The organism is Flavobacterium sp. ABG, assembly GCF_001027725.1.
GTDB lineage: Bacteria > Bacteroidota > Bacteroidia > Flavobacteriales > Flavobacteriaceae > Flavobacterium > Flavobacterium cupriresistens.
The window spans coordinates 39,328-59,135 of sequence record NZ_LEKS01000002.1 but is presented as its reverse complement, the minus strand read 5'-3'; the positions used below and the strand labels follow the sequence as shown (position 1 = coordinate 59,135).

18 protein-coding genes, 1 other RNA gene and 1 pseudogene are annotated in these 19,808 nt (G+C 34.0%); 10 read left to right on the top strand and 10 right to left on the bottom strand.

Features of this window, described 5'->3' with window-relative positions:
* Positions 1-79 precede the first annotated feature (79 nt).
* The 3 genes from AB674_RS01835 (at position 80) to AB674_RS01825 (ending at position 2,770) form a co-directional block, all read left to right on the top strand.
* On the top strand, positions 80-1,105 hold the full coding sequence (locus AB674_RS01835; protein ID WP_047773753.1) for a helix-turn-helix domain-containing protein: 1,026 nt from the start codon (positions 80-82) through the stop codon (positions 1,103-1,105).
* Between the two features lie 78 nt (positions 1,106-1,183).
* Entirely contained in the window at positions 1,184-2,320 is a 1,137-nt protein-coding gene (gene bshA, locus AB674_RS01830) for an N-acetyl-alpha-D-glucosaminyl L-malate synthase BshA (RefSeq protein ID WP_047773371.1), read from the top strand.
* A gap of 27 nt (positions 2,321-2,347) precedes the next feature.
* On the top strand, positions 2,348-2,770 hold the full coding sequence (locus tag AB674_RS01825; protein WP_047773369.1) for a protease complex subunit PrcB family protein: 423 nt from the start codon (positions 2,348-2,350) through the stop codon (positions 2,768-2,770).
* A gap of 252 nt (positions 2,771-3,022) precedes the next feature.
* On the opposite strand, the gene AB674_RS01820 is transcribed toward AB674_RS01825, so the two are convergent.
* The gene (locus AB674_RS01820) at positions 3,023-3,520 is read right to left on the bottom strand and encodes a hypothetical protein (protein ID WP_047773368.1); all 498 of its coding nucleotides are present in this window, start codon (positions 3,518-3,520) and stop codon (positions 3,023-3,025) included.
* A gap of 386 nt (positions 3,521-3,906) precedes the next feature.
* Complete coding sequence (locus tag AB674_RS01815; RefSeq protein WP_047773365.1) at positions 3,907-4,731, bottom strand: UDP-2,3-diacylglucosamine diphosphatase; 825 nt, start codon at positions 4,729-4,731, stop codon at positions 3,907-3,909.
* 188 nt (positions 4,732-4,919) lie between these two features.
* On the opposite strand from AB674_RS01815, the gene aroC reads away from it, so the two are divergent.
* Both aroC and AB674_RS01805 read left to right on the top strand, forming a co-directional pair.
* Positions 4,920-5,978 (top strand): chorismate synthase, encoded by a 1,059-nt coding sequence (gene aroC, locus AB674_RS01810; RefSeq protein ID WP_047773363.1) that lies wholly within the window; start codon positions 4,920-4,922, stop codon positions 5,976-5,978.
* Between the two features lie 55 nt (positions 5,979-6,033).
* Positions 6,034-7,314: a dicarboxylate/amino acid:cation symporter gene (locus AB674_RS01805; RefSeq protein WP_047773362.1), complete on the top strand. Its 1,281-nt coding sequence runs from the start codon at positions 6,034-6,036 to the stop codon at positions 7,312-7,314.
* A gap of 127 nt (positions 7,315-7,441) precedes the next feature.
* Here the strand turns inward: AB674_RS01805 and AB674_RS23140 are convergent, their stop codons facing one another.
* Entirely contained in the window at positions 7,442-7,564 is a 123-nt protein-coding gene (locus AB674_RS23140) for a hypothetical protein (protein ID WP_262487182.1), read from the bottom strand.
* Positions 7,565-7,953: 389 nt separating this feature from the next.
* Here AB674_RS23140 and AB674_RS01800 point away from each other — a divergent pair, with 389 nt between their 5' ends.
* Positions 7,954-10,104, top strand: a complete 2,151-nt coding sequence (locus AB674_RS01800) for a response regulator (RefSeq protein WP_240478056.1) — start codon at positions 7,954-7,956, stop codon at positions 10,102-10,104.
* On the opposite strand, the gene AB674_RS01795 is transcribed toward AB674_RS01800, so the two are convergent.
* Positions 10,101-11,351, bottom strand: a complete 1,251-nt coding sequence (locus AB674_RS01795) for a DEAD/DEAH box helicase (protein WP_047773358.1) — start codon at positions 11,349-11,351, stop codon at positions 10,101-10,103. The two genes, AB674_RS01800 and AB674_RS01795, sit on opposite strands and share 4 nt — an antisense overlap.
* Positions 11,352-11,484: 133 nt before the next feature.
* Positions 11,485-12,522: a formimidoylglutamase gene (locus AB674_RS01790; RefSeq protein ID WP_047773355.1), complete on the bottom strand. Its 1,038-nt coding sequence runs from the start codon at positions 12,520-12,522 to the stop codon at positions 11,485-11,487.
* 96 nt (positions 12,523-12,618) lie between these two features.
* Here AB674_RS01790 and AB674_RS01785 point away from each other — a divergent pair, with 96 nt between their 5' ends.
* Entirely contained in the window at positions 12,619-13,497 is an 879-nt protein-coding gene (locus tag AB674_RS01785; protein ID WP_047773353.1) for a hypothetical protein, read from the top strand.
* Positions 13,498-13,570: 73 nt separating this feature from the next.
* On the opposite strand, the gene hutI is transcribed toward AB674_RS01785, so the two are convergent.
* Positions 13,571-14,809 carry an imidazolonepropionase gene (hutI, locus tag AB674_RS01780; RefSeq protein WP_047773351.1) on the bottom strand — a complete coding sequence of 413 codons (1,239 nt, stop codon included), beginning with the start codon at positions 14,807-14,809 and terminating at the stop codon, positions 13,571-13,573.
* 6 nt (positions 14,810-14,815) lie between these two features.
* Positions 14,816-15,865 (bottom strand): glutaminyl-peptide cyclotransferase, encoded by a 1,050-nt coding sequence (locus tag AB674_RS01775; protein ID WP_047773350.1) that lies wholly within the window; start codon positions 15,863-15,865, stop codon positions 14,816-14,818.
* Positions 15,866-15,953: 88 nt separating this feature from the next.
* Here AB674_RS01775 and ffs point away from each other — a divergent pair.
* Positions 15,954-16,051, top strand: an RNA gene (gene ffs, locus AB674_RS22080) — signal recognition particle sRNA small type.
* Between the two features lie 274 nt (positions 16,052-16,325).
* Positions 16,326-17,129, top strand: a complete 804-nt coding sequence (locus tag AB674_RS01770) for an SDR family oxidoreductase (protein ID WP_047773348.1) — start codon at positions 16,326-16,328, stop codon at positions 17,127-17,129.
* A 468-nt stretch (positions 17,130-17,597) separates the two neighbouring features.
* Here AB674_RS01770 and AB674_RS01765 read toward each other — a convergent pair whose 3' ends face one another.
* The 3 genes from AB674_RS01765 to AB674_RS01755 form a co-directional block, all read right to left on the bottom strand.
* Positions 17,598-18,092, bottom strand: a complete 495-nt coding sequence (locus tag AB674_RS01765) for a hypothetical protein (RefSeq protein ID WP_053004172.1) — start codon at positions 18,090-18,092, stop codon at positions 17,598-17,600.
* Positions 18,092-19,087, bottom strand: a complete 996-nt coding sequence (locus AB674_RS21810) for an RHS repeat-associated core domain-containing protein (RefSeq protein ID WP_082210576.1) — start codon at positions 19,085-19,087, stop codon at positions 18,092-18,094. Before AB674_RS21810 ends, AB674_RS01765 begins: the two co-directional genes overlap by 1 nt.
* 63 nt (positions 19,088-19,150) lie before the next feature.
* Positions 19,151-19,495 (bottom strand): hypothetical protein, encoded by a 345-nt coding sequence (locus AB674_RS01755; protein WP_047773346.1) that lies wholly within the window; start codon positions 19,493-19,495, stop codon positions 19,151-19,153.
* Between the two features lie 181 nt (positions 19,496-19,676).
* On the opposite strand from AB674_RS01755, the pseudogene AB674_RS23015 reads away from it, so the two are divergent.
* Positions 19,677-19,763, top strand: a pseudogene (locus AB674_RS23015) (short-chain dehydrogenase/reductase); the annotation flags it as partial.
* Positions 19,764-19,808 lie beyond the last annotated feature (45 nt).

The window sequence follows — 19,808 nt, the reverse complement described above, 5'->3', positions numbered from 1 at the left end:
AGTATAATTAAATTTGTTCGGCAAAAGTAGCCTTTGACTTCATTAATTAATTTTGCAATTGGCACAAAAACTATTGAATTTGGGAGTAAATAAAACAGTAGAAGTATTAGAAAAAGAAATAGTAGCTTTCTTTAAAAAAGAATCTGATGTCACCAAAAAAGACTTTTTAGAGAATGCTTTGGGGCGTTTCAAAATCAATAATATTTATGATAGCAAGGAATTTATTATCAAGGAATATTCCTGTACTTATTTTAGAGACTACGATTTAAAATTCAAAACAGAAGCGTCTAATTTTATCCAGATTGCATTTTTCCTCAATGACAAAGTGTTGAAAGACAGGATTAATAATCAGGTTAATGAATATTTGCCGTATCATAACTATATCTATTATACGGAGGAGGATGCAGAAGTTGATATTTATTTTAAAAAAGATGTAGAATATCGCAACCTTGATATCTATGTAGCCGAAGATTATTTTCATCACCTCGTTAATACTTCAAACGAGTTTGTTAAAAAGTTTATTCTTTTAATCAATCAGAAAAAATCCTGTAGTTTATTTGAAAATGGTATCCCGGTAAACTCGCAAATGATGAGTGCTTTAGCAGAAATAAAAAGATATCCCAAAAAAGGTATTGCTAAAGATTATTATGTAAAAAGCCGTATCATGACACTTTTGCAACTAATTTTTGAGGAAGAAGAAAACAGAAAAAGCATTATTGGCGACAAAAAACACCAAACAGTAAAGGAGCAGGAAATTGAAAAAATACATGATATCAAGGATTTTATAAATAAAAATCTGCATGAGTTTTATACCATTGAAAACCTGTCAACTCTTTTTGAAATTAACGATTTTAAAATTAAAAAGGGATTTAAAGAACTTTTTAACATGGGCGTTTTTGAGTACAGTACTAAAATGAGGATGAAGTACGCTCAAAATATATTAAAGACAACCAAGTTGTCTATTAAAGAAATAGCTTATAAAATTGGGTACGGATCTCCTTCTTCGTTTTCGGCAGCCTTTAAAAAAGAGTGCTTTGTAAGTCCAAATGTATATCGGGAAAAAAGGAAGTTAGCTTCTACAGACATAGTGACTGCGCCAGTTTAAGTTTAGTTGCTTTTTAACTTAATTTTCACTTCTACTAAAGGCTATTTTTGAGTACTTTCGTAATACTAAATTTAATACATGAAAATAGCTATAGTTTGTTATCCGACCTTTGGCGGTAGTGGTGTAGTAGCCACTGAGTTAGGTCTTGAATTAGCCAGACGCGGACACGAAATACATTTTATCACTTATAGTCAGCCCGTTAGACTGGCACTTTTGAACCCAAATGTACATTATCACGAAGTGAACGTTCCGGAGTATCCTCTTTTTCACTATCAGCCTTATGAATTGGCTTTATCAAGCAAATTGGTTGATATGGTGAAATTATACAAGATTGAAGTACTGCACGTGCATTACGCCATCCCACATGCTTATGCGGGCTATATGGCGAAACAAATGCTGAAAAACGAAGGGATTAATTTGCCAATGATTACGACACTTCACGGAACAGATATTACCTTAGTTGGAAATCATCCGTTTTACAAGCCGGCGGTGACTTTTAGTATCGATAAATCCGATTATGTGACTTCGGTTTCTCAAAGTTTGAAAGACGATACCTTAAAATTATTCAAAATCAAGAATAAAATAAAGGTGATTCCGAATTTTATTGAGTTGGATAAAATGATAAAAGATCCGCAAGCGCCTTGTCATCGTTATGTGATGGCTAAGGAAGACGAACGAATCATTACCCATATCAGTAACTTCAGAAAGGTAAAACGTATTCCGGATATCATTAAGATTTTCTATAACATTCAGAAAGAAATCCCTGCCAAACTAATGATGGTTGGTGATGGACCGGAAAAAGAAAAAGCCGAGATTTTGTGTCAGGAATTAGGAATTTTGGACAAAGTAATCTTCTTTGGAAACAGTAATGAAATTGATAAGATTTTGTGCATGACCGATTTGTTTTTACTTCCATCTGAAACAGAAAGTTTCGGTTTGGCAGCACTAGAAGCAATGTCTTGCGGAGTTCCTGTAATTTCAAGTAATTCAGGAGGTTTGCCGGAGGTGAATTTTGATGGCGTTTCGGGTTATTTGAGCAATGTAGGTAATGTAGAAGAAATGGCTGCCAATGCGCTGAAAATTCTAAAAGATGATGCAACTTTGAATCAGTTTAAAGCAAATGCTTTAGAGGTGGCGAAAAAGTTTGATATCAAAAATATATTACCAGTATATGAAGCGTTGTATCAAAAAGCGATAAACGATTATAAAAATTAGAGACACTAATCTTAAAAGTAACCTTAGATGAAAAAAGTAATTTCAATTGTAACCGTTTTTGTTCTGATTTCGTGCGGAACAACAAAAACAACAGATTCGAAAGCGCTATTTGAAATTTTGACAGCGCAATCTGATGGTGGTGGAAATATTAAATTCTTTGAAATTTTGACGGAGCCCAACGAAATCAAAATGCTTGAAAATGATCCGCTTTTGAAAGATAAAATGAAACAGGATGATATTAATACTTCTAATTATATTATTCTGAATATGGGTGAAAAAAATACAGGAGGTTACTCTATTGGAGTTGAAAAAGTAGAAGAAACCGATAAAAACATTATTATAACCGTAAAAGAAAATAGCCCGGCTCCGGATGCTATGACCGCGCAGGTTATTACGTATCCGTATACAGTGGTTAAAATTCATTCGAAGAAAGAAATTATCATCAAATAAATTCCTTTTTTGATTGCCATAAAAAAACCTGTCCTTTTGAAGAGACAGGTTTTGTTTTTTACAATTTTTTTTAGGGGCTCAAATAAAAGTTTGAGCGATGTTTTTAGGTATTTTATTGTACCCTCTAAAAATATTTTTGCCACAGATTAAAGGATTTAGAGGATTAAATAATCTGTGAGAATCAATTTAATCTGTGGCGTTTTTTTTTAAATTCGGCCTTACAGGCTTTTAGTCTATAAAAATTTCGTTTTATTAGAACTTAAATTTAACTGCTAAACCTACGTCAAAACCAAAGTTATCATCGTCATAATATCCTGAACCAATTTCCGGTCTTACATCTAAAGACAGTAAAATAGGCACTTTATCAAAACCATATTCTATACCAACATCTCCGGCTGCAAAAACATAAGTACCACTATCGTTGTATCTTGAATTGTAATAACGGTAATCATATTCCCAGGCAGCTAAACCACCACCAACACCGGCATACCAGTTAAAACCACCCTCAATGTTCCAAACCCATTGATAAAGAGCTACGGCCTTAACAGCATCTACGTTGTCGCTGTTTCTCCAACCTAAATCAAATTCTAATCTGTTGTTTTTAAATAAACCGCGTTGGTAGGATACTTCTCCTCCAAATCCGTTGTTATCTCCTAAACGAACACCAATTGCATTTTTGGCGATTTCCTGAGATTGAGCCGTAAATGCTAAGCCTAATAGCATAATGGCTGATAAAATAATTTTTTTCATAAAAAGGTTATTAATTTTTTCAAACTTACAAGTATTGTTTAGGCTAAGAAGTATAAGATTATTGCGAATTGTTATATAATTCACATTTGGGCTTTTTTTTTGAAGCTCAGAGAGGCAGAGGAGCAAAGGTTTGAGGGCTTAGAAAAAAGCTTTGCAATTTTTTTCTAGTTAAATAGTAGACTTTGGTCAGTGTTAGTGCTGTCTTTATAGATTTTCTATTTTGTACTATTGTCACCCTGAGCGAAGTCGAAGGCTGGTTAGGTAAAAAAGAGCTTCGACTTCGCTCAGCCTGACATTATGGTGGGCTTTGCACCTTTGTACCTTTGTCCTTTTACAGCTTTAAAGCTTTGCACTTTATAATAAGAAAAATATTTCCGGAGGGCTGTTTATTTGGTTTTTAGAATTGAAGTAATCAAATGATTGCTTAAGTTGTCTTCCATTTCAAAAAGGTTTTCCTCTTCTGCAAAATTACTTTCGGAGTAGGAGAATAATTTCCAGCGTTTTTTATGGTATTCTAAAGCCGTTAAATTTTCGACCCAGTCCCCGGAATTTAGGTATAAAGTAGAGCCGTGTTTGTTTTCTTTTTCAATTATTTTGGGCTCGTGAATATGTCCGCAGATCACATAATCGTATTTTTTTTCGATGGCCAAATCGGTGGCTGTTGTTTCGAAATCCGAAATAAATTTTACTGCTTTTTTGACACTGGCTTTTATTTTTTTAGAAAAAGAATAAGGTTCTTTTCCGAGTTTAGATAAAAACCAATTGACAAAACGGTTCATGAGAATGAGGTAATCATATCCTAAACCACCTAGTTTTGCGATCCATTTAGAGTGTTGTACGGAAGCATCAAAAACGTCTCCATGGAAAATCCAGGCCTTTTTACCGTCAAGTTCTAAAATTAATTTATCGACCAAGGCAAAATTCCCCATGTTCATGTCGCTGAATTTTCTGAGAATTTCATCGTGGTTTCCGGTAATGTAATACACCTTAGTGCCTTTAGAAGCCATTCCGATTATTCTTTGGATAACCCTTAAATGATTTTTTGGAAAATAAGATTTTCTAAATTGCCAGGCGTCTATAATGTCACCATTTAAGACTAATATTTTGGGCTTTATGCTTGATAAATAGTTGTTTAGTTCTTTGGCGTGGCTACCGTATGTTCCTAAGTGGACATCTGAAATAATGACCAATTCAACATTTCTTTTTTTCAATTTTTCTTGATTTGAAGTTTTACAAATGAAGCAAACTCAAATCGATTTTGTTTTATGGAAAGGTTATCAATTCGACCTCAATTTTAACAAATTGTGATTTTTAAACAACTTAGTCTTTATTTAATATTACCAATTTTAAATTTTTTAATTTAATTCTTAAAACTTACATTTGCTCAAAACTAATTACAATGGCAGGAAATAGCTACGGCACCTTATATAAAGTTACCACTTTTGGGGAATCCCATGGTGAAGCTTTAGGTGGAATTATCGACGGTTGTCCATCTGGAATAGAACTTGATCTGGAAGCAATTGAAGTTGAAATGTCCCGCAGAAAACCAGGACAGTCCGCAATCGTAACACAAAGAAAAGAACCGGATAGCGTTCAGTTTTTATCCGGAATATTTGAAGGTAAAACAACCGGGACTCCGATTGGTTTTATTATTCCGAACACCAACCAAAAATCAGACGATTACTCTCATATAAAAGACAACTACAGACCAAGCCATGCTGATTACGTATACGATCAGAAGTATGGTTTTCGCGATTATCGTGGAGGAGGAAGAAGTTCTGCTCGTGAAACAGCTAGCAGGGTAGTAGCCGGAGCAATTGCAAAACAAATGTTGCCGGAAATTAAAATTAATGCTTACGTTTCTTCTGTAGGGCCAATTCACTTAGATACTCCTTATCAGGAATTGGATTTTTCGAAAATAGAAAGCAATCCCGTACGTTGTCCTGACGAAAAAGCAGCGGCAATAATGGAAGAATACATTCGTGATATTCGCAAGCAAGGAGATACCGTAGGAGGTATTGTTTCCTGCGTAATTCAGAATGTACCAGTTGGTTTGGGAGAACCTGTTTTTGATAAACTACACGCAGAATTAGGGAAAGCAATGCTTTCTATCAATGCTGTAAAAGGTTTTGAATACGGAAGCGGTTTTTCAGGATCAGAAATGAAAGGTAGTGCACATAACGATTTATACAATCCTGACGGAACTACTCAGACAAATCGTTCAGGTGGTATTCAAGGTGGGATCAGTAACGGAATGGATATTTACTTCAGAGTAGCTTTCAAACCTGTTGCGACTATCATGCAGACTCAGGACTCATTAGATAATAAAGGAAACATTACACCAATGACCGGAAAAGGACGTCATGATCCGTGTGTAGTACCTCGCGCAGTGCCAATTGTGGAAGCAATGGCGGCGATTGTTTTGGCTGATTTTTATTTAATCAACAAAACATATTAATAAATTGTAAGGCAGTGAGGGCCTTATGTTTTAATTATAAACAAAAAATAAATTAATGCAAAGTACAGAAACCAAAAAAAAATCATTTCTTTCAGGATTAACAGGGCAGATTTTAATTGCAATGATTCTTGGAGCAGTTTTAGGGATTATTTTACACAATTATATTTCGCCTGAGGCTGCGAAATCATTTAGTGTAAAAATAAATATGCTTGCAACCATTTTCATCCGTTTGGTGCAAATGATTATTTCTCCTTTAGTTTTTACAACACTTGTGGTTGGAATTGCTAAATTGGGTGATATAAAGGCAGTTGGAAGAATTGGAGGAAAAGCTTTAGGCTGGTTTTTTACAGCTTCTTTTATTTCTCTGTTAATTGGATTGTTTTATGTGAATCTTTTAGAGCCTGGATTAGGTTTGAATTTGGGACATGTTGATTTAGCAACTGCTCACGAGGTAACAGATAAAACGCAATCGATTACTTTTGAGAATTTTATCGTACATATCGTTCCTAAAAGTGTTGTGGAAGCAATGGCAACCAATGAAATTTTACAGATTGTAATCTTTTCTATTTTCTTCGGTTTGGCTGCTGCATCATTAGGAGATACGGTAAAGCCGGTTGTAAACGCTTTGGATAAGATTTCTCATATTGTTTTAAAAATGGTTAACTATGTAATGAACTTTGCGCCAATAGGAGTTTTTGGAGCTATTGCGGGAGTTTTTGCTGTGAAAGATTTTCAAGAATTAGCTGTTTTCTATTTCAAATTCTTCGGATCATTTTTAATTGGAATCAGCACCTTATGGGTTGTATTGATTGTTGTGGGTTATATTTTCTTAAAAGGAAGAATGAACGAGTTGTTAAAACGCATTATTGGGCCATTAGTAATTGCTTTTGGAACAACTAGTAGTGAAGCAGTTTTTCCTAAATTAACAGAAGAATTAGAGAATTTTGGAGTAAAAGATAAAGTAGTATCGTTTATGTTGCCACTTGGTTATTCGTTTAACCTTGACGGAAGTATGATGTATATGACATTTGCGAGTATTTTTATCGCACAAGCTTATGGTATACCTTTAGATTTAGGAACTCAAATGGTAATGCTTTTGGTTTTAATGTTAACCAGTAAGGGTATTGCAGGTGTTCCAAGAGCAAGTTTGGTTGTTGTGGCAGCTACTTGTGGAATGTTTGATATTCCTGCTGCAGGGATCGCGTTAATATTGCCAATTGATCACTTCTGTGATATGTTTAGAAGTGCTACTAATGTTTTAGGGAATGCTTTGGCAACATCAGTGGTTGGAAAATGGGAAAATGATAAAGAGGCTGAAACTCCGTTAGAGAATTAAAAAATAAACGAAAATAGTTATAATTTAAAAAGCCGTAATAATCACTTATTACGGCTTTTTTTGTATGTTTTAGTTTTCTCCGGTTTTCTTTGAAGTTGGTATATCGTAAAGTAAACCTTAGAAGAACTTATGCAGCAACTTTTCCTTTTCTGCCTTCTTCGGGATCTGGGATATCTCCGCCTAGAATTGTTTTTTGTTCTGCTTTACTTAGTTTTTCAATCTCGTTCAGTTTTAAAAAATTTTCTATCATGTTTTTTTTGGTTTTAAATGCCCCAATCTTATAAAAACACTTGGGGCTTGTGTTTGTAAGGTTTGTTAAAGATAAAATTATTTTTCATTTATTATCTTAAATTACTGATTATTTTTTAATAAAATGTGTTTTTGCTAGCTAAAATATCGTAAAGCCTTGGTTTTGTTCGTATGATCTTTATTTGTTTTTGATTTTAAAAGATGGAAAAAAAGAGGCCTTAAACTGAAAAATACTATTGTAGATAGTTTAAAAAGTGAAAGAAATAAGATCATTCCGGACCAAATTAATGTTGTAAAAATCAAGATATTATTTTCTGTTTTAATAATGTATATTTGAATAAATATTTTCAAATTATGTTTCGATTTCGAATCTTTTTATCATGTTTTTTGGTGTTTATTTTTTTTTCATTCAATGCATTGGGGCAAAGCGATTTGTCATCAGTTCAGATTGATAAACTTATACTGGAAGCACTGTCTGATTTAAGAGAATCTAATTTTGAAAAATCATTAATTCATTCAAGAGTTGCGCTGGATCATTCCACGAAAACCAAAAACGATTATTTTATTGCCCGTTCTTATAATATTATAGCAGCCAATTACAATGAATTAGGAGAACTTGATAAAGCGATTTTCTTTTATAAAAAAAGCCTGCTATATGCTTACAAAGCTAAAAATGATAGCTTTAAGAATATGTTGTATAATAATCTGGGTAATATCTATTGTTTTGAAAAGAAAGAATATAGCCGTGGTGTTGAATTTTACAAAAAATCAATTGAACTAAGTTTAAAAATTAAGGATTCAACGCAGATTTATTTTACTTATGTGAATATTGCGTGGTCGTATTTTGATGTGGGTCAGTTTAAGAATGGATATCCTTATTTGCAGTTTATCAATGCGAATCAGAAGAAGTTTCAGTTTGATGATACCATTGTTATTACAAATATGTTAAACGGAATGTACTGCAGTCATCAGGGAGACATTCAAAAAGCAGATGACTATTTTAATAATGCGATACGGTTAGGAAGAAATTATATAGAAAAAACAGATTTGTCAAATGCACATCTGGAATACTCGAAATTTTTGAGTGCAAACGGCAGGTATAAAGAAGCGTATGTTAATTTAGATGCATACAATAAAATAACAGAACAGATTTACAATGATGAAAAGATTAAAAGTGCTTCTATAGCAGGTTTTAATTTGGAATTAGACGAGTATAAAAGGCAAATAGATAAAATTGAGATTGAAAAAGATTCCCAATATCAAAGTCTTAAAAAGTCAAGAATTATTGTGGTTTTGTTTGTGATGACTTCCTTTGTTCTTTTGTTGTTAATCATTACACTGGTTAAAAATATCAGATTTAAAAAGAAACACAATTTAGAGCTCTTAGAGGCAAAAGAAATAGCCGAGGAGGCCTCGCTACTTAAAACGCAATTTATTTCGACTATAAGCCACGAATTGCGTACTCCACTCTATGGTGTTGTGGGGATAACCAATATGTTACTTGAGGAACATAAAGAATTGTCAAATAGTCAGCATTTGAGTTCATTAAAATTTTCTGCCAGATATTTGTTGTCATTGGTAAATGATATTCTTCAGATTAATAAAATTGAAGAAAATAAAGTGGTATTGGAAAGTTTAACATTCAATATCTCTGATGAAATTGCGATGATCAAAAATTCGCTTTCTTTTTTATCACAAAAGAACAACAATAAAATTTCTACAATTATTGATGATGCTATTCCGGAGTATTTGATTGGTGATAAATTAAGGCTGGCACAAATCCTGATGAATCTGGTGAGTAACGCATTGAAATTTACCAAAGAAGGGGAGGTTGAAATTATAATCAATCTGGTAAAAGTAGAAGGAAAAATGCACTTTTTAGAATTCCGAATAAAGGATAACGGAGTGGGAATTGCAGCAATAGATCAGACGAAAATTTTCGAAAAGTTTGTTCAGGTCGGAAGAAAGGATGAAGATTATCAAGGTACTGGACTTGGGTTGAGTATTGTAAAAAGACTGTTAGGGCTCTTTAATACTACGATCGATTTGAAAAGTAAGATAGGCGAAGGGACTTTATTTACCTTTACAATCCCTTTTGAATACGATCCCGAGAAAACGAAACGTATTATAGATGAAATTCAGGTTGACCTGACCTCTAATGAAGTTTTTAAAATTTTAGTTGTTGAGGATAATGCGATAAATCAACTTGTTACAAAGAAAATTATTGAGAAGAATAATTACATCTGTAAAGTAGTTGATGATGGTTTTGGGGCTCTTCAAATACTGGACAACGAATATTTTGACCTTATTTTGATGGATATTAACATGCCGTTAATGAACGGTTTTGAGACTACGAAAAGAATTCGTCAATTGGGGATCAAAACGCCTATTGTAGCACTGACTGCTTTTGATAAAGACGAAATAACAGACGAAGCAATTTCTTCGGGAATGAATGATATTATTATTAAGCCGTTTGAACCCGTTAAATTGTTCAAAATAATCAATTACTTAGTTAGTGAAACAAAAAGCGTTGGTTGTTAATACCAACGCTTTTTATTTTGTTTAGAAGCATTTGACTTTCTTGATTTATGAGCACCACCGCTTCGGTTTGAATTTTTAGGTTTCTCTGCCGTTGCGTCCGGAGTTCCTGAATGCCAAGGGTACGGATGATCGGTAACAATGTTTACATCTACTTTTATCAGTTTTTTGATGTCTTTCCAATAAGGCTCTTCATCTTTACTGCAAAAAGAGATGGCAATTCCGCCGTTTCCTGCACGCCCTGTACGTCCAATTCGGTGTACGTAGGTTTCAGGGATATTTGGTAAATCAAAGTTAATTACGAATGGTAATTGATCAATGTCAATTCCTCTTGCAGCAATATCAGTAGCAACAAGAACACCCACTTCTTTGTTTTTAAAAGCATCCAAAACACGTTGTCTGGCATTCTGCGATTTATCTCCGTGAATGGCTTCTGCAGGGATTTCTTTTTTGCGTAATGCTTTTACGACATTATCAGCACCGTGTTTGGTTCTTGAAAAAACCAATACGTTTGATAAATTTTCGTTTTTTATTAAATGATAAAGTAAATTTCTTTTCTCTGTTTTCTCCACAAAATAAATACGTTGTTCTACATTTTCAGCAGTAGATGAAACTGGTGAAACTTCAACCTTTGCAGGATCTTGTAAAAACATTTCGGCCAATTCGCGAATGGCAATCGGCATCGTAGCAGAAAATAATAAGGTTTGACGGTTTTTAGGGGTAAGTTTTACGATTTTTTTTACATCGTTAATAAAACCCATATCCAACATCTGATCCGCTTCATCCAAAACCAAAGTGTGCAAATGGTCTAAGTCAAGAAAACCTTGTTTTTGTAAATCCAATAATCTTCCCGGAGTAGCAACCAATATATCGATTCCTTTTTTTAAGGCATCCACTTGTGGATTTTGTGAAACTCCACCAAAAATTGTTAATTGTGTCAGATTGGTATATTTTGCATAAGTGTCAAAACTTTGTCCAATCTGAACCGCAAGTTCACGGGTAGGAGTAACTATAAGCGCACGAATTTGTTTGGCTTTTTTAGAAGAACCAACAATTCGGTGTAACTGATGTATGATAGGAATAGCAAATGCAGCTGTTTTTCCGGTACCGGTTTGGGCACAACCAATCAAATCTCTTCCGGCCAAAACAATCGGAATAGATTGTTCCTGGATAGGAGTAGGATTTAGGTAGCCTTCTTCAAATACGGCTTTTTGTATACTTTTTGAAAGTGATAAATCTTCGAATAACATATCTTAGGTATTAAGATTTTAGTTTTAAGTACTAAAATTCTGTGCAAAGATAGCTTTATTCAGTCAATCGTTTATTTGAATCGGGTTTTATTTGGTAAATGGTTTAATTTTCAGCTGCTCGGGTCTTTTTAAATTAAATATTCTCGTTGTTGGCTTTGATGAAATCGGTGATCAGGTATCCGATTAATTTTCCAATTAAATGATTGTTTGGAGATTGATCTAAGTCCGGTGCTCCTTCGCAGATATGCAAATAAGTAGCGTTTTTATGTTCTCCGAAAAAGGAAATAAACTGACGCAATTCTTCTATCGAAAATCCACTAATAGTCATAGCACTGCTGGCAATGTTAGGGATGGCGTCGAGATCAATTTCAATTCCAAAAGGATCCGATTTTACAAAATCCAAAGCATAAATCATCTCTTTGTAGAACTCTTTTTCTTTTCGGATGTTAACACTGTCATAGGTGTTATAACGCACACGGTCTTCTATCTTTTTGATGATATCCAAGACACTTTTGGAAGTGTAATTCTCGTGTAATCCAAAAATAAAATACTTTTTCAGGAAACCTTCTTCATAAGCATAAGAGAATCCATTTCCGCTGTGACGCCCTTCCAGGATTCTAAAATCTGAGTGCGCATCAAAATTAATCGCGTTTACCGGTTTTCCTTTGGCTAGAGCAGAACCCTTTATATTTCCGTAGGCATTATTGTGGCCTCCGCCAATGATAATAGGTATTTTTCCGGCTTTAACAATATTAAAGATGATGTGAGAAACTTCTTTATCAATTTTTTCTACCAGCTGGCTTAATTTCGAACGATCGTCAATATCATTAAAATCCAGATGTTCTACGTCACGCATTTCCTCCGTAACATTGATTTGGCCCAAAACAATAATCTGACTGCCTTTTGCGAAACGATTGTGCTGAATATTGGCGATGCTTTTTATCGCACTTTCCCAAGCCGATGCCGCACCGGGTCTGCCATAATTAGCACGGATGCCGATATCTTCGGGGATTCCCAGAAGGACATACTTAGCCTCGCTCTCTTTTAGGAAATTAATTTTATCAGCTCCCTTAGGAATGATAATCATTTTTTCTCCAAATTTGATTTCGCCACTTCTATGATTGGTGACTTTAGCTAAATCGTTTATTGTAAATGGTATTAATTTCTCCATAAAAAAAAATATTGTTCAAAAATAATATAATTGTATTAACTTACGTTATTACGATATATTAATTCTTAAATTTGTTTTTAAAGAAAATTATTAAATATGGAAAACCCAAAGAACAACAACTCAAGTCTAAAGGCGGTAATCGCAGTTTTAGCAGTCCTACTGATAGGTAGCTTAGTGTATATTTTTAAATTATCTTCTGATACAGAGGTGGTTAAAACGGAGCTTACAAGCACTTTAACAGAGAAAGAATCTGTTATGAAAGATTTACAGGAATTGAAAGCAACCTATGATGCTGCAATTGCGGAAAATACTTCAATGTCTGATGAATTAATTCAGGAAAGAGATAAAGTAGTAGCTTTGATGGATGATTTAAATAAATCTAAAGGAGATGTATCTAAATACAGAAATCAAGTACAGGGGATGCAGACTAAAATGAAGACTTTAGTTGCTGAAAACGATGAATTGAAAAAACAAAATGGTGTTTTGACAGTTCAGAGAGACAGTACTATTGTAGTTTTAGGTGAATCAAAAAAATTCAATGAAGTATTAGTTGGTCAGAACGAAGAACTGTCTAAAACAGTTGAAAGAGGTTCTAAATTATCAGTTCTGAATACAAAAACGGCAGCTTACAAATTGAGAAGCTCAGGTAAACAAATTGAAACTGATAAAGCAAGTCGTGCAGATGTTTTGAAAGTAAGTTTTACTATTGCTGAGAATCAAATTGCTAAATCTGGAGATAAAACGTATTATGTACAGGTTATTGACAGTAAAAACAATGTTTTAGGAGATAAAAAAACAGAAAGTTTTGGAGATAAATCATTGACTTACAGTTTTAAAACAACAGTTCAATACGAAAACAAATCGGTAAATGTTGTTGAAGATTTGCCAGGTAAGAATTTTGAAAAAGGAACTTACTTTATCAATGTTTTTGATAATGACGAATTGGTTTCTAAAACAAGTTTTAGCTTGAGATAAGACAATTCAGTTTATTGAATAAAAAAAAGGTCTGTGAAATTTCACAGACCTTTTTTTATGGATAAGATTTTTTTTAAACTAGAATTTTACCATCCAGAAATACACTTTCGATCAAATTGCTTCCAAAAGCATAAGGAATCTGGTAGTAAGATGAAATAGGCTTTGTGAGGATTAAATTGGCTTTCTTGCCTTTTGTGATACTTCCGTGGCTTTCTGAAAGTCCCATCGCGTAAGCACCGTTTATCGTAGCGGCATTGATGGCTTCTTCAGGAGTCATTTTCATTTTGATGCAGGCTGTAGCTACAACAAAATTCATGTTTCCGGATGGAGTAGAGCCCGGGTTGAAATCGGTAGCTAAAGCCAACGGTAAACCTGCTTTTATCATTTCACGTGCCGGCGTGTAGGGGATGCTAAGGAAATAAGAACAAGATGGCAAAGCTACAGGCATTGTTTCGGTGTCTTTTAAAGCCTCAATGTCTTCCGGGTTCATAATTTCAAGATGATCAACTGAAAGAGCCTTAAATTTGATTCCGGCCTGAATTCCGCCTATCGAATTAAATTGATTCACATGGATCTTCGGAATTAAACCATGTTGTATTCCTGCTTCCATGATTTTTTCGGTTTCTTCAACAGAAAAATAACCCGTTTCGCAAAAAACATCGACATAATCGGCCAGTTTGTTTTGTGCAATTTGCGGTAGCATCTTCGTTATGATCTCTTCAATATAACCCGCTTTGTTTTCTTTGTAATGTAATGGAAATGCATGAGCACCTAAGAAAGTCGATTTTATCGTGATAGGATAATTTTCTGCCAGTTTTTTAATAACGCGAAGCATTTTTAATTCGCCTTCAATAGTTAGACCGTAACCCGATTTGATTTCTACGGCTCCGGTTCCCAAATGCATTACTTCTTCTAAGCGAACTTTAGATTGATTGTAGATCTCGTCTTCTGAAGTTTCGTTGAGTTTTTTAGCTGAATTTAAAATTCCGCCACCACGATTTGCGATTTCTTCATAAGAAAACCCGTTGATACGGTCTACGAACTCTTGTTCGCGGTTACCTGCGTACACAATATGGGTGTGGCTGTCACACCAAGAAGGTAAAACGATGCGTCCCGTTGCGTCAATAATTTTGTCAGCTTTGATTTTAGGAAGTAATTCCATTTCTCCGAAATCGGTGATTAAACCGTATTCTAAAATCAAAAAGGCATTTTTGATTGTGGGAAGAACAGCCATCTCCGCTCCGGATACTTTAGTAATTGAAGTTTCACGAACCTGAAGCAGCTCTTTTATGTTGGTAATTAGTGTTATCATCTGTTTTTATTCAGTAACGGTTATTTCGAACATTTTGTTCCAATTTTTACCCGTTACAAAAATAGTTTTTGTTGCAGGGTTGTAGGCAATACCGTTTAAAACATCATCTGTTTTAACGTTCACTAATTTACGAAGACCAGACATGTTCAGGATTCCTTCAACTGCACCAGTTGCGGGGTCTACAACAGCAATAGCATCTTTTAGGAAGATATTTGCATATAATTTTCCGTTGATTAATTCCAATTCATTAATAGCTTTGATTTTTGAAGTTCCGGAGTATACATTAATATAGTCGATCATTTTTTGAGTAATAGGATCCATCTTCCAGATTTTCTCCGTTCCATCCGATTGATAAATGTATTTTCCGTCATTTGTCATTCCCCAGCCTTCAATTTCTTTGTCGAATTCAAAAGTTTTCTCCAGTTTTAAAGTTTTAGCATCATAAATGAAACCGGTTTTTTCCTGCCAGGTCAATTGAAACAATTTCCCGTTAATGAAAGTAATTCCTTCTCCAAAATACTCACTAGGAAGAGCAATTTGTTTGATTACTTTTCCGGTTTTATAATCCAGCGCTCTAAAATAAGAGTCTCCTTTTTGTCCGGTGCTTTCGTATAAAGTACCATCATGAAACTCTAGGCCTTCAGTAAAGGCAGCAGTATCGTGCGGATAGGTGTTTATGATCTTATAGTTTAGTGCTTTTGGTTCAACATTAGAAACTATTTCAATTCTTTTAGTAGCGTCCGAAGAATCTCCGCCAAAATAAATGGTAGCTTTTAAGTATTGGTACCCTAATTTTTGATCTTTTAATTCAAATTTGAATTTTTCAGCACTTTTAGTGTTACCCACTTTTTTGTCGTTTACAAAGTAAACAATGCTATCGATTTTTTTTAAATTTGGGTTTAAAATAGCAATCGAAACCGCTTCTTTTGACGTAAAATGGGCTGGAAAAGCAGCATCATCAATAGTAAATAAAGAATTTTCATCTTTTTTTATCCCGTTACATCCAATTAATGTAATTCCTAATAAAATGACAGCTAGGAAGTTATGTTTTTTCATAGTTTAAAATTTGAATAAGCCAATATACAACGATAATTTTATAGCAACAAAACTCTTGCAAAAATATAAAAAGATTGTATATTTGCACCGGCAAGTCCTACACGACCAGCTCCTGCAGACTCCCCCAGGATGGGAACATAGCAAGGGTACGTGGTTGAGCGGTGCGATGTAGGTCGCTTGCCATTTTTTATTTTATCGCCTTTCTTTTTTAGAATTAATACAAAAGTAGTCTTCCTTATGGAGGATTTTTTTATTTTTGGACCTTAGGGAACTGGGAAATGTAATATGTGATAAGTAAAATGTGTTCACAAGATGCAGAAGGATTAATGAATATCATTTAACTTAGAAAGCCTACAATATTTTACGATTAACATATTACAATTAACATTTCACATCTCGCAGTTAACATTTCACAACCAACATCTTACATTTCACAAATAAACATTTCACAAAAAAAGCAATGAGTAAAGTCGTTTTAATTACCGGAGGATCATCAGGAATTGGAAAATCTATTGGTGAATTTTTACACCACAAAGGTTTTATAGTGTACGGAACCAGTCGAAATCCAGAAAAAGTAGTAAATTCTGTTTTTCCACTTGTAGCTTTAGATGTTCGGGATGTGACGTCGATAAAGAATGCGGTAAGCAGTATTATTGCGACAACCGGCCGTTTGGATGTTGTAATTAATAATGCAGGAGTTGGAATTACGGGACCTTTAGAAGAAATTCCGATGGAAGAAATTAAGAACAATTTCGAAACTAATTTTTTTGGACCTATTGAGGTCATGAAAGCTGTTTTACCCCAAATGAGGGAACAAAAGGCAGGTTTGATAATTAATATTACTTCGATTGCCGGTTATATGGGTTTGCCTTACAGAAGCGTTTATTCGGCCTCAAAAGGGGCGTTGGAGCTTATCACGGAGGCCTTGCGTATGGAAGTGAAATCGTTTGGTATCAACATCACGAATGTGGCACCGGGTGATTTTGCGACTAATATTGCTGCCGGTCGTTATCATGCACCTGTAATTAAGGGATCTGCCTATGAAAAAGTCTATGGTGAAACGCTTTCAACGATGAATGAACATGTTGATGCAGGAAGTAACCCTAACGAAATGGCGGAAGCTATTTACAAAATCATACTGACTAAAAAGCCTAATGTGCACTACAAAGTGGGGGTTTTTATGCAGAAATTTTCAATTGTACTAAAACGAATTCTTCCCGATACGGTTTATGAGAGGATGTTGATGAATCATTATAAGTTGTAGGGATGTAAAAATCTCGTGAATTAAAGCTGACAGGTTTTTAAAACCAGTCAGCTTTGGTTTTTTAAGGTATTTAATTCTTGCAGGTGCCTTAGTTTTTGGATGTAATGTTCTAAGTATCAACCCGGTATTTTTTTGATCTTCATAGATAGTAATCTTGTTATTTTTGCCTTCGAAGACTTTTAGTATACTTTAGTGAAAGGGGGGCTTATTTTATTATAAAACATACAAAAGCCCGAGTAGATCTACTTGGGCTTTCTTGTTTTTATTTCTGTGTGTTTGTCGTTGCTGGTGCGAAGTCAGGAGACATTTTTAGCTATTTATAAGAATTCTTAGGAGAGTTGGGGGTGAATACAATGCTCATTCCTTTAAATTAAAATATATTTAATAAAGATTGATTATCAATGCCTTTTAGTTTATAAAAACAAAACTGCGCAATTGATACATTACCCAATAATTCTTAAGCAGTACCTATCGGGTTATAATTTTATAATTTCTGCAATTACATAGGTTATTAGTCATTTTATTTAGTACTAATTTTTGAAATCTATCTTCGATTTTTTCAGACTCCTTTTCATCCAAATCATCAAAGTATAGCCATCTAGGTTTGTTTTCTATGAATCTAAAGACTGCTCTAATAGCGACATTCGATTCATGGTTATTTTTCGGATAGGCGTCAATGATTGACACATAATACATCTCTTCGATAGATTTATCATCATTTTTAAAATAGAAGATTTTTCCATCGAGAAAATTATACCCTTTTTCTTTCCAATTATCATATCTTTTCCATTTGTTAGGAACTTTTAATTGTTTTGTCGTTTTAGAAAAATTATCTAAACATAAGTTTAAATTCTTTGCACTACAACTAAATAGATATTTATTGCCTCTACCTAGAGTTCCAGCTGTTTTATTTTCACAACTGAATAAAAATAGTATTGAAAATATTAAAATTATTTTTTTCATTATTTTGATGCTTCAATTATATTAAATGCTGTAATCATATTTACAGCAATTTGCATTGTTGCCTTTGATACTGGTGCGCCTGTAAACGGATCAATTATTTTTCGATTATACATACTAATAATTTGAGTTGTAAGAGAGATTAAATGTTCATTTGCGGCTGATGATTCTTTAGAAAGTGTGCCATCTAATCCTTTTAAACCTCCTTTATCAAACTCCTTATCGTGAACTAATCCAGCAAAATCTGCAATATTCTGTGGTGGCTGAGAATAATCATCATCCCCAGTAATTGCATTTTTGGGATTATCACCTCCTGCATAAGTAGTACCAACTTTACCTAATCCTGGGAATGAATTTTCTGCGCCGCCTCTATCTGAGGTATTCAATACATATTTCCCTGCTGGATTATTCCATAGCAATTGACCTTGCTTAGTTGAAATACTCCAAACTCCTTTAGCTTTCTGTTGATCATTTATAATTTCTCCATTTGAATAGGTATATGCATTAACTTTTGATTTAACATTATAATATTTGCCATTTGGAGCCATTACTAAAGCCCCATTTTTTGTTCCTCTTATATAGCTAGTCGCTTTTAATTTGTAAAATGAGAGCATAGCTTTTTCACCTGGTGGGGTTCCGTCTGGATTCCTATCTGACCACATTTGATGTCTACCATTTATATTGCCACTGTTATGAACGTATGCTTCTTTGGCTTTCATTCCATCGGGATCAATAAAATAAACTGGATTATTCAAAGCATAAGCGTATGGTGTATATCTTCTTGACATTTCTGCCAATGGATCAATATTCATCCAACGACCAAGTGCAGGATCATAGTTCCTTGCCCCATAGTCATAGAAGTTTAATTTATTACCCGCAACATCATCATCCTGCAGTTCTTTTCCGTTGTACTTATATTTATTATCTGTCCCATTTACGATACCGTTGTACCCTTTTTGAGTCAATCCAAAAGCATAATAATTGCTCTCCTGAACAATTTCGGCAGTATTTACAGCGCCGTTGTTGTCTTTGTCTTGATAGCTTAATTAGCCTATTCAAAATTATTTATAAATTTTACCATCACATTCAAAATTAAATCTTAGAATTGTATCTTTTTTATGAATACTGAAAACAAGTTCTCCTTTCTGTTTAATAAGAGTATCACCAATTTTAATATGTTCTTTATAATTCACCCACCATCTGTCACTCGTCTCGGAATTACAGTCACATTCTTTTTTAGTGAATGGATTAATACCTTTGTAATCAAATCGGCTATATTTATCTGTTAATTTTTTAACAATCAAAAGACATTCATCTCTCTTTAAATCTTCTGCTGAAGCATCACAATCATAAGTAGGGCCGCATGAAAACAAACACATACACGCGATAATAATTTTATATTTCATAGTTATAATTTCAAATAGTCTTTTTGTTTTTGGTGACTCCATAATTTACTCCAATACCGGGTTTTATATAATAGTTCAGGCTATGTGTTATGTCTCTTGGTGAAGGTGTATGTGTTGATTACTCCCTTTACCAAATATAACACTTTACGAATGTGAAAGTCCCTAGTTTTTAAAAGTAGTTTTTATGCAGAAATTTTCAATTGTATTAAAACGAATTCTTCCCGATACGGTTTATGAGAAGATGTTGATGAATCATTATAAGTTGTAGAGAAGTAGAAAACTCGTGAATTAAATCTGACAGGTTTTTAAAACC

Bases quoted from the DNA above. Each gene is read 5' to 3' on its own strand.
- AB674_RS01820 (WP_047773368.1), bottom strand. From the start codon at position 3,520: ATGAAAAAAATTATTTTATCAGCCATTATGCTATTAGGCTTAGCATTT.
- AB674_RS01775 (WP_047773350.1), bottom strand. From the start codon at position 15,865: ATGAAAAAACATAACTTCCTAGCTGTCATTTTATTAGGAATTACATTA.
- AB674_RS01790 (WP_047773355.1), bottom strand. From the start codon at position 12,522: ATGGAGAAATTAATACCATTTACAATAAACGATTTAGCTAAAGTCACC.
- AB674_RS01785 (WP_047773353.1), top strand. From the start codon at position 12,619: ATGGAAAACCCAAAGAACAACAACTCAAGTCTAAAGGCGGTAATCGCA.
- AB674_RS01825 (WP_047773369.1), top strand. From the start codon at position 2,348: ATGAAAAAAGTAATTTCAATTGTAACCGTTTTTGTTCTGATTTCGTGC.
- AB674_RS01765 (WP_053004172.1), bottom strand. From the start codon at position 18,092: ATGAAAAAAATAATTTTAATATTTTCAATACTATTTTTATTCAGTTGT.
- bshA (WP_047773371.1), top strand. From the start codon at position 1,184: ATGAAAATAGCTATAGTTTGTTATCCGACCTTTGGCGGTAGTGGTGTA.
- AB674_RS01770 (WP_047773348.1), top strand. From the start codon at position 16,326: ATGAGTAAAGTCGTTTTAATTACCGGAGGATCATCAGGAATTGGAAAA.
- hutI (WP_047773351.1), bottom strand. From the start codon at position 14,809: ATGATAACACTAATTACCAACATAAAAGAGCTGCTTCAGGTTCGTGAA.
- AB674_RS01755 (WP_047773346.1), bottom strand. From the start codon at position 19,495: ATGAAATATAAAATTATTATCGCGTGTATGTGTTTGTTTTCATGCGGC.
- aroC (WP_047773363.1), top strand. From the start codon at position 4,920: ATGGCAGGAAATAGCTACGGCACCTTATATAAAGTTACCACTTTTGGG.
- AB674_RS01795 (WP_047773358.1), bottom strand. From the start codon at position 11,351: ATGTTATTCGAAGATTTATCACTTTCAAAAAGTATACAAAAAGCCGTA.
- AB674_RS01805 (WP_047773362.1), top strand. From the start codon at position 6,034: ATGCAAAGTACAGAAACCAAAAAAAAATCATTTCTTTCAGGATTAACA.
- AB674_RS23140 (WP_262487182.1), bottom strand. From the start codon at position 7,564: ATGATAGAAAATTTTTTAAAACTGAACGAGATTGAAAAACTAAGTAAA.